This is a genomic window from Curtobacterium sp. MCLR17_051, assembly GCF_003234395.1.
Taxonomy (GTDB): domain Bacteria; phylum Actinomycetota; class Actinomycetes; order Actinomycetales; family Microbacteriaceae; genus Curtobacterium; species Curtobacterium flaccumfaciens.
Map to the genome: position 1 here is coordinate 115,551 of NZ_QKTA01000010.1, position 8,122 is coordinate 123,672.

Here is an 8,122-nt window from a genome sequence, read left to right on the forward strand (position 1 = left end):
CCTCCAACCGACGGGTTGTGACCACTCGGCGTCGTGCACGCGGTGAGTCGTGACCACTCGAGGCCGGGATCCGAGCGCGCCGACGGCTGTCCGGGCACGCGGAAACGCCGCGCTGCCCGAGGGCTGCGCGGCGTGACTGCGAGAGAGGTCAGGCGGACTTGTTCTGGTCTGCCTGGGTCTCGAACTCGTCTTCGTCTTCCGCCGGTTCCGGACCGTACTGGTCCGCCCAACGGTCGACGTAGTTCTCGTCGGAGTGTTGTCCGGCGGAGAGCTCCTGCTCGAGCGCACCGTAGTTCGTCTGCGGGCTGAAGTACTTCAGCTCACGGGCGACCTTGGTGTGCTTCGCCTTCTGACGGCCGCGCCCCATGCGTGACCCCCTCGTTCGGCTCTGGTCCGGTCCTGGCGAATGACGGAAGATCACTCGGGGAACCAGACGGTTCGTGGTTTGAAATCTGCCGATCACTCTACCATGTACCTCGATCTGGACGTCGCGCGACGGCTGGCCCGCACAGCAGAATCGAAGTGATGACGGAACCCCTCGAGACCCCGGTCGACCAGCACGCCCGCGTGGTGGTGATCGGTGCGGGGCAGGCGGGGCTCTCCGTGGGATACCACCTGCGCCGTCTCGGGCTCGTCCCCGGCAGCGACCTGGTGATCCTCGACCGCGCGCCGAGCACCGGTGGGGCGTGGCAGTTCCGGTGGGAGGCGCTGCGTCTCGGGGCGGCGCACCGGGTGCACGACCTGCCCGGCATGCGCGCCATGGGCTTGGAGTTCGACGACGCCGACCGGTCACGGCCTGCACGGGACGTCGTCGGGGAGTACTACCGGCGGTTCGAGCAGCACTACGACCTGCGGGTGCGGCGCCCGGTCACGGTGACGTCCGTCTCACGCATCGACGGCGACGGCGGCGTGGCGGGCCATGCCGCGACGGACGGTGGCCTGTGCGTCACGACCCGGAGCGCCGACGGCACCGTCACACGCATCCGTGCCGAGGTCGTGGTGAACGCATCCGGCACGTGGGGCACCCCGTTCGTGCCGTGGTACCCGGGGCGCGACGTGTTCCGCGGACGCCAGGTCGACACGACCGAGTACGGCAGCGCCTCCGAGTTCGCCCGCCAGGACGTCGTGGTGGTGGGCGGTGGGACGAGCGCGATCGGGTTCCTGCTCGAACTCGACGGCGTCGCCCGTTCGACGCGGTGGTTCACCCGGCGCCCGATGGTCTGGGCCGGGACGGCGTCGCTCGACGTCGAGTCCGCCGTGGCCGCCGTCGACGAACAGGACCGTGCCGCCCGCGCCGGCGAGGTCCTGCCGAGCATCGTCAGCGGCACCGGGGTCCCGGTGTCGCGACGGATCCGCGCCGGCATCGACCGCGGTGTGCTGCGCGACGAGCCGATGTTCACCAGGATGGACGAGGCCGGGGTGGTGCGGGCAGACGGCACCCACGTGCACGCCGACGCGGTGATCTGGGCGACGGGGTTCCGGGCCGACCTGCGGCACCTCGCGCCGCTGCACCTGCGGACCACGGCGGGCGGGGTGGTGGTCGAGGACGGCCGGTCGGCCGAGGAGCCGCGCTTGTTCCTGGCCGGCTACGGTCCCCAGGCATCGACCATCGGTGCGAACCGGGCCGGCCGACGCATCGCCCGCCAGGTCATGGACGCACTGGCGGGCTGAACAGCTGCGCGGCCCCTCGCACCGTGCGAGGGGCCGCGCGAGCGGTGCGAGGTTCCGTTCCCGGTGCGGGCCTCGTGAGCTCGCACCGAGTACGGAACCTCGCACCAGACGAAACCGGGACGCGCGCTCAGGCGGGCAGGGGCTCCTCGACGCCACGACGACGGCGCGACGACTTGAGCACCAGGGCGTCGAGCGAGAACCGCCCGGGCCCGGTCAGTGCGACAGCGAGCGAGGCCACCGCGAGCACGAGCACGTACTCGAACCCGCCGTCCTGCGAGTAGAAGCCCGCGGTGCCGTGGGCCAGGAACCCGGCGACGACCATGTCGACGGCCAGCAGCACGCCGACGACGCGGGTCGCGACGCCGAGCACGAGCAGGACGCCGCCGACCAGCTCGAGGCCGGCGACGAGGGGTGCTGCGACCTCGGCGAGGGGAACGCCCATGCCCGAGAAGCCCTGCACCACGTTGGGGATGCCCTGGGCGAACTTCTGGGCGCCGTGGGCGATGAACACCACCCCGAGGACGATGCGGAGCGCGGTCAGGCCGATGGAGGTCGATGTCGTTCGCATGGCCACGAAGGTAGCCGGTGACGCGTCATCGATCGTCCTCGAACAGGGGACTGACCGCGCTTCGCCAGAACATGCCCAGAGCATGCCCAGCCAGCGGTCCGCCGAAGGGCGGACTGCTTCTCAGGAATCGGCGCCGCGGCCGGTCTGCTGCTGGAGGCGGTCGATGTGCTCCGACGCCTGCGCCTTGGTGAGGTCGGCGGGGAGTTCCTCGCCGGCTTCACGGGCCAGGGTGTCGAGGTAGCTGCGCTGCGGTCCGGTCATCGGCTCGTCGCCGGTGACCCACTGCTCGGGGTCCTTGCTCGCGTCGGTGGAGGGGTCGGGTCGGGGGCCGCCGAGGGTCTCGCCCTGGATCGGTGCGTCCGGGGTCTGCTGCTGGTCGCGGTCTGCGTCACTCATGTCCGCGACGGTACGCCGCACACCCGTCACGACACGCAGCAGCGGCGTCCCCCGAAGCGGCCCAGCGGCACAACGGCACCCATCTGCCCGAAGCGGCTCAGACGGCCGTCGCCGCGTACCGCACCAGGTCGGGTCCGACGGCACTCGTGGCGATCGGCACGACGCGGTCGTCCCGCCGGATCCAGATGGTCGCCGCACGCTCGTCGATCCGGTCGACCTCGTGCAGCTCGCCGTCGAGCAGCACCGACGCCGTGACCCGGACCCGGGCGCTCGCCGGACGTGGCGGCAACCCGACCACGTCGTCGCCGTACGCCGGGTGCTCGCCGGGCTGCAGGAACGGTGACACCGGGGCCGTGACGACCTCGAGTCCCTCGTCGACCGCGGTCACCGCCACCAGGCGGACGGCCTGGTCGGTCGGCAGCGGCACGTCGACGACGGGCTCGGCGGTGGGGCCGGCCAGTGCGCGGAAGGCGGGTCGACCGTCGGGGGCGAGGTGGGCCTCCAGGCCGTCGATCCGGACGCGACCGCGCCCACGGGAGTCCGCGTAGACGCCGGGCTCGATGCCGGACTGCCGCGCCTCGAGCCGGGTGAGGACGACGCGGTCCGGGCGGTACCAGTCGCGGAGCGCGGCCGGGTCCACCCAGCCGACGCTCGGGACGCCGCGGGAGAGCCCGGCGGACTCGTCGGCGGCGCGCTCGTCGCGCGCGCCGAGGGGGTGCTCGCCGCGCACGGCGACGAGTCCTTCGAGCGGGCTGCCGGCCGGCGGTTCGTGGTCGAGCACCTCGACGCGCTTCGAGACCTTGCCGCCGTGTCCGTCGAACGTGGCGAACGTCCGCAGGTCACTGATGGTCATGGGGCCACATGCTACGACTCGTCGGCTCCCCGTCGCGGCGGGGAGGGCACGAGGGCGTGGATCTCGCCCGTGCAGAGCGCGGGGTCGACGCCCTCGGCGGGGCCGGCCGGACGGGTCGCGCGGCGCGGCTGGATGCTGTTGCGCTCGGCGGACCGGAGCAGGCGGTCTTCGGCTGAGGCCGAGGCCGAGGCCGCGGCCTCGGCCGACGAACCGGGCTGCGAGGGGCGGCGGAGCGGGGGCCGGACGGGCTCGCCGCGGCGTTCCTGGCCGGGCAGCGGGCGGGATCGGCGGCCGTAGAGCAGCTCGGACGAGTCGAGCAGCCACGGCACCAGGGCCACGGTGACGCCGTGCACGAGCAGCAGCTTCTTGCGGATGCGGCGGCCGCGGTGGTTGTGGAGCAGGCCCTCCCACCAGTGCCCGACGATGAAGATCGGGGTGTAGACGGTGACGACCTCGGAGCCGTGCTCGTTCCGGTGCGCCTTGATGTACTTGATCAGGGGCATCGAGATGTCGCGGTACGGGCTCGGCACGATCGTCAGGGGCACCTGGATGCCGTACTCCGCCCACTGGTCGCGCAGGCGCTGGGACTCGGTGTCGTCGATCGCGACGTGCACCGCCTCGATGCTCGCGTGCTCGGCGGCGACCGCGTAGTCGAGCGCCTTGAGCACGGGCTTCTGCAGCTTGTTCACCAGGACGATCGCGTGGTCGCCGGTGGCGCCGAACTTCGTCTCGACGTCGGCCTCGATCTCGTGCGAGACGTCGCGGTAGTAGCGGTTCACGCCGAGCATGAGCACGTACAGCACCGGCATGATCAGGAAGACCAGCCAGGCGCCGTGGGTGAACTTCGTGATCGTGACGATGACGAGCACCACGAGGGTGAAGGTGGCGCCGATCGCGTTGATCGTGCGGGAGCGGACGACCTGCCCGCGGTTCACGGGAGGCTCGCCGTCGGCGGCGGGCGCCCCGTCCCGGTCTCGATCGGCCCGGAGCAGCCGCGTCCAGTGCACGACCATGCCCGTCTGTCCGAGCGTGAACGACACGAAGACACCGATGATGTAGAGCTGGATGAGGCTCGTGACGTTCGCCCGGTAGACCACGAGCAGCGCCGCGGCGACGAGGGCCAGGACGATGACGCCGTTCGAGTAGATGAGCCGGTCGCCGCGGGTCGAGAGCGCCTTCGGGGCGTACGAGTCGCGCGCCAGGATCGAGCCGAGCAGCGGGAACCCGTTGAAGGCCGTGTTCGCCGCGAGGAGCAGGACCGCCGCCGTGGTCGCCTGGATCACGAAGAACAGCACGGAGTTGTTGCCGAAGGTCGCGGCCGCGATCTGCGCGATGAGCGAGCGCTGCGGCGTGGTGGCGCAGTTCGCGAAGCCCTGCAGGTCGCAGGCTCGCTCGGCGTAGTGCACGTGCGACACGAGCGCCAGGGTGATGAGCCCGATGAACAGGACGATCGCGATGCCGCCCATCGCGACCAGGGTGGCCTGCGCGTTCTTGATCTTCGGCCGGCGGAACGCCTGCACGCCGTTCGCGATGGCCTCGACGCCGGTCAGGGCCGAGCAGCCCGAGGCGAAGGCGCGGAGGAGCAGCAGGATGAACGCCGCCTGCGTGGTGTGCTCGACGTTCTGCACGGTGTACGCCGCGGACTCGGCGACCGGGGCGTTGCCGGCGGCGACCCGGACGAGCCCGGTGACGACCATCACGAAGACGCTCGCCACGAACAGGTAGGTCGGGATCGCGAAGGCCTTGCTCGACTCCCGCACCCCCCGCAGGTTGGCGGCGGCGAGCAGCACGACGAACAGCAGGGCGAGCTCGACGCGGAAGTGGTCGAGCATCGGGAGCGCCGAGATGATGTTGTCGACACCGGAGGCGACTGACACGGCCACCGTCATCACGTAGTCGACGAGCAGCGCGCTCGCGACGACCAGCCCGGCCTTCTCGCCGAGGTTCCGGTGCGCCACCTCGTAGTCGCCACCACCGGACGGGTACGCCTTGATGAGCTGCCGGTACGAGGCGACGACGACCACGAGCAGCAGCACGACGAGTGCGGCGACCCACGGCGCGAACGTCAGGAAGGCCATGCCGCCGAGCAGCAGGATCATCAGGAGTTCCTGCGGCGCGTACGCGACAGAGGACAGCGGGTCACTCGCGAAGATCGGCAGGGCCAGGTGCTTCGGGAGGAGCTGTCCTTCGAGCTTCTCAGAGGGGAGGGGATCCCCGATCAGTCGTGCTTTCAACGACCGGATCTCGTTCGTCACGAGCGGCAAACCTACTCAGTTCCGGGCGCGAGTCAACACGGTTCGCCTGCCGCACATTCCCGGTCGGCTGCGGGCGCGCCACCCTGGGTGTCGGACACCCCTTGCGGTTGACGCAGCGTCAAGCATTACAGTCGCCAGCATGAGCGCATCGACAGGCCCGGGTGACGCAGCTGCGAAAGCTCCCCACGCCATCACCGAGGTGGCGCGTTCCGCCGGTGTCTCGAGCCGGACCCTTCGGCACTACGAGGCCGTCGGGCTGCTGCCGGCCACCGCCGTCGGCGCGGGTGGGCTGCGGCGCTACGACGATCGCGCGCTCGTCCGGCTGCAGCGCATCCTGCTGCTGCGCGGGCTCGGACTCGGGCTGCCGGAGATCGCGCGACGGCTCGACGACGAGGGCGACGACGTCGCTGCGCTCACGGCGCACCTGACGTGGCTCGAGCACGAACGGGACCGGCTGGCCCGGCAGCTGGCCGCGGTCCGCACCACCGTGGCGCGCGCCGAGCACGGGGAGGACCTGACGGCAGGCGAGGCGTTCGCCGGCTTCCCGCCGACGCGGCTTCCGGACTCCGATCCGCCGGGTGCAGGGCGCTGAGGAACCAGGTTCCGGACACCACACCGCGCATCTGCACGGTGCTGTGTCCGGAACCTGGTTCCGGGGGCGGTCCCGGTTCCGCAGGCGGTCCCGGTGACGGCCGGGAGGCCCTGGTCGCCACCGCCTGTCGGACGCGGGCCGTCAGAGCGACTTGCGCAGGGCCTCCAGGCCGTCACGCAGACGCGTCACGGTGTCCGCACCGAGCGTGCCGCGGGTCGCCCGACGGCGCAGGTCCGCACGCACCTGCTGCCGGAACGACGACAGCGCCATCTCGAGCTCGCGCAATGCGCGGGCGCTGTCCGACGGGACGGACACGGGCTCCTCGGCGGAACCGGTCGCCGGGCTCTCGGCGGCTGCGGCCAGGTCGGCACGGAGCGAGCGCATGGCCTCGCCGACCGAGGCGCGCACGCCGTCGGCCAACGACTTCACCGAGTCGCTGACGCCGGACTCGACCGTGGCGATCTCGTCGGCACGTGCCGCGAGCTCGGCACGGCCGGCGTCCGTGATCGCGTAGACGGTCTTGCGGCCGTCGGCGGTCTTCGTGACCAGGCCGTCGTCCTCGAGCTTCGCGAGCCGGGGGTAGACCGTGCCGGCGCTCGGCACGTAGGTGCCGCCGAAGCGGTCGCCGAGTGCCTGGATGAGCTCGTAGCCGTGCATCGGGTGGTCGGCCAGCAGGACGAGCAGGTAGAGGCGCAGGTGGCCGTGGGCGAAGACGGGGCTCATTCGGGCACCTCGCTCTCGTTCGTCGGGGTGGTCGGGGTGGTCGGCGGCGTGGTCGTCGTCGTCGGGGGTGTCGGCTCGGCGACCGGCGGGGCGTGCAGCACCGCGATGTCGCCGGAGACGGAGTTCACCCGCAGGTCGAGCCACTGACCGGACAGTTCGCCGCCCTGCTTGACGTACGAACCGCGCACCCCGCGGATCTCGGCGTCGTCGAACTGCAGCTTGCCGGTCGCGGTGTTCACCGTGCACTTGTAGGCGACGCCGTCCGCCAGGCGGACGCTCACCGACCCGGACACCGTGTTGACGCGGGCGGACTCGGGGACCCCGTGCAGGTCGAGCACGACGTCGGCCGAGACGCCGTCGGCCTGGAACCGCGGGATCTCGCCGGTGGCCACGACGTCGCCGGAGACGGTGTGCACCGCGAGCGCGCCGTCGAGGTCGCGGATCGTGGTGGCGCCCGAGACGGCGTTGACCGTGACGTCACCCGCGACGCCGTCGACGACCAGGTCGCCGGACACCGTGTTGAGGGTGGCACCGCGGTTCGTGCCGGACAGCAGCGCACCGGCCGAGACGACACCGAGCGTGATGCCGGCGTCGCGGGGGACCAGGATGCTGACGTCGGCGTGGGCCTTGCCGCGGAAGGACTTCAGGAACCCGATGGGGTCGTCCCACCGGACCTGGGGGTGGTCGACGGTGAGGGTGTCGCCGTCGACCTCGACGAGCATCTGCTTGCCGGACACGCTGTGGATCTCGACCCGGGCCGTGGGTTCGTCGTGCGCGACGACGTCCACCTGCCCGCCGACGAGGCCGACACGCACGGTGCGCACGATGCCGGTGTCGATGACCTTGGGCTCGTCGACGAGCCACTTCTCCTGCGCCATGTTGCCTCCTGGAACTCGCGATGTATCGCGTCTGTGGAGGTCACGCTATATCGCGTTGCACCGAGCCGCAAGGGGTCGCACGCGATCGCCGGGCGATCGTGAGCAGGAATGGTCGGGTCGGGGCGGTGGACCCGACCGCTCCTGCTCACGAAGCGGGCGTGGCGGGGGTGGGGCGGGCCTCCAGGG

Annotated in this window: 9 protein-coding genes; 2 read left to right on the forward strand and 7 right to left on the reverse strand. The window is 71.7% G+C overall.

From position 1 onward, the window contains the following. Window positions 1-148: 148 nt before the first annotated feature. Window positions 149-367, reverse strand: coding sequence for a DUF3073 domain-containing protein (locus DEJ06_RS10445; protein ID WP_017886249.1), 219 nt, complete (start codon window positions 365-367; stop codon window positions 149-151). Window positions 368-525: 158 nt separating this feature from the next. Between DEJ06_RS10445 and DEJ06_RS10450 the strand changes: the two genes are divergently transcribed. Next, window positions 526-1,671: an NAD(P)-binding domain-containing protein gene (locus tag DEJ06_RS10450; protein ID WP_111039241.1), complete on the forward strand. Its 1,146-nt coding sequence runs from the start codon at window positions 526-528 to the stop codon at window positions 1,669-1,671. Between the two features lie 127 nt (window positions 1,672-1,798). Here the strand turns inward: DEJ06_RS10450 and DEJ06_RS10455 are convergent, their stop codons facing one another. The 4 genes from DEJ06_RS10455 to DEJ06_RS10470 form a co-directional block, all read right to left on the reverse strand. Continuing rightward, window positions 1,799-2,239 carry a DoxX family protein gene (locus tag DEJ06_RS10455; RefSeq protein WP_071405836.1) on the reverse strand — a complete coding sequence of 147 codons (441 nt, stop codon included), beginning with the start codon at window positions 2,237-2,239 and terminating at the stop codon, window positions 1,799-1,801. Window positions 2,240-2,359: 120 nt separating this feature from the next. Then, window positions 2,360-2,635 (reverse strand): DUF3072 domain-containing protein, encoded by a 276-nt coding sequence (locus DEJ06_RS10460; protein WP_017886246.1) that lies wholly within the window; start codon window positions 2,633-2,635, stop codon window positions 2,360-2,362. 97 nt (window positions 2,636-2,732) lie between these two features. Further along, window positions 2,733-3,488: a hypothetical protein gene (locus DEJ06_RS10465; protein ID WP_111039242.1), complete on the reverse strand. Its 756-nt coding sequence runs from the start codon at window positions 3,486-3,488 to the stop codon at window positions 2,733-2,735. A gap of 11 nt (window positions 3,489-3,499) precedes the next feature. Beyond that, window positions 3,500-5,752 carry an APC family permease gene (locus DEJ06_RS10470; protein ID WP_111039243.1) on the reverse strand — a complete coding sequence of 751 codons (2,253 nt, stop codon included), beginning with the start codon at window positions 5,750-5,752 and terminating at the stop codon, window positions 3,500-3,502. Window positions 5,753-5,882: 130 nt separating this feature from the next. On the opposite strand from DEJ06_RS10470, the gene DEJ06_RS10475 reads away from it, so the two are divergent. Further along, a complete protein-coding gene (locus tag DEJ06_RS10475; RefSeq protein WP_111039244.1) occupies window positions 5,883-6,335 on the forward strand; it encodes a MerR family transcriptional regulator in 453 nt (150 codons plus the stop codon). A 141-nt stretch (window positions 6,336-6,476) separates the two neighbouring features. On the opposite strand, the gene DEJ06_RS10480 is transcribed toward DEJ06_RS10475, so the two are convergent. Then, window positions 6,477-7,058 carry a PadR family transcriptional regulator gene (locus DEJ06_RS10480; RefSeq protein WP_071405831.1) on the reverse strand — a complete coding sequence of 194 codons (582 nt, stop codon included), beginning with the start codon at window positions 7,056-7,058 and terminating at the stop codon, window positions 6,477-6,479. Next, on the reverse strand, window positions 7,055-7,936 hold the full coding sequence (locus DEJ06_RS10485) for a DUF4097 family beta strand repeat-containing protein (RefSeq protein WP_111039245.1): 882 nt from the start codon (window positions 7,934-7,936) through the stop codon (window positions 7,055-7,057). The genes DEJ06_RS10480 and DEJ06_RS10485 overlap by 4 nt, the downstream gene beginning before the upstream one ends. Window positions 7,937-8,122 lie beyond the last annotated feature (186 nt).

Coding starts and splice junctions, on each gene's coding strand:
- DEJ06_RS10445 (WP_017886249.1), bottom strand. CDS start 367: ATGGGGCGCGGCCGTCAGAAGGCGAAGCACACCAAGGTCGCCCGTGAG.
- DEJ06_RS10450 (WP_111039241.1), top strand. CDS start 526: ATGACGGAACCCCTCGAGACCCCGGTCGACCAGCACGCCCGCGTGGTG.
- DEJ06_RS10455 (WP_071405836.1), bottom strand. CDS start 2,239: ATGCGAACGACATCGACCTCCATCGGCCTGACCGCGCTCCGCATCGTC.
- DEJ06_RS10460 (WP_017886246.1), bottom strand. CDS start 2,635: ATGAGTGACGCAGACCGCGACCAGCAGCAGACCCCGGACGCACCGATC.
- DEJ06_RS10465 (WP_111039242.1), bottom strand. CDS start 3,488: ATGACCATCAGTGACCTGCGGACGTTCGCCACGTTCGACGGACACGGC.
- DEJ06_RS10475 (WP_111039244.1), top strand. CDS start 5,883: ATGAGCGCATCGACAGGCCCGGGTGACGCAGCTGCGAAAGCTCCCCAC.
- DEJ06_RS10480 (WP_071405831.1), bottom strand. CDS start 7,058: ATGAGCCCCGTCTTCGCCCACGGCCACCTGCGCCTCTACCTGCTCGTC.
- DEJ06_RS10485 (WP_111039245.1), bottom strand. CDS start 7,936: ATGGCGCAGGAGAAGTGGCTCGTCGACGAGCCCAAGGTCATCGACACC.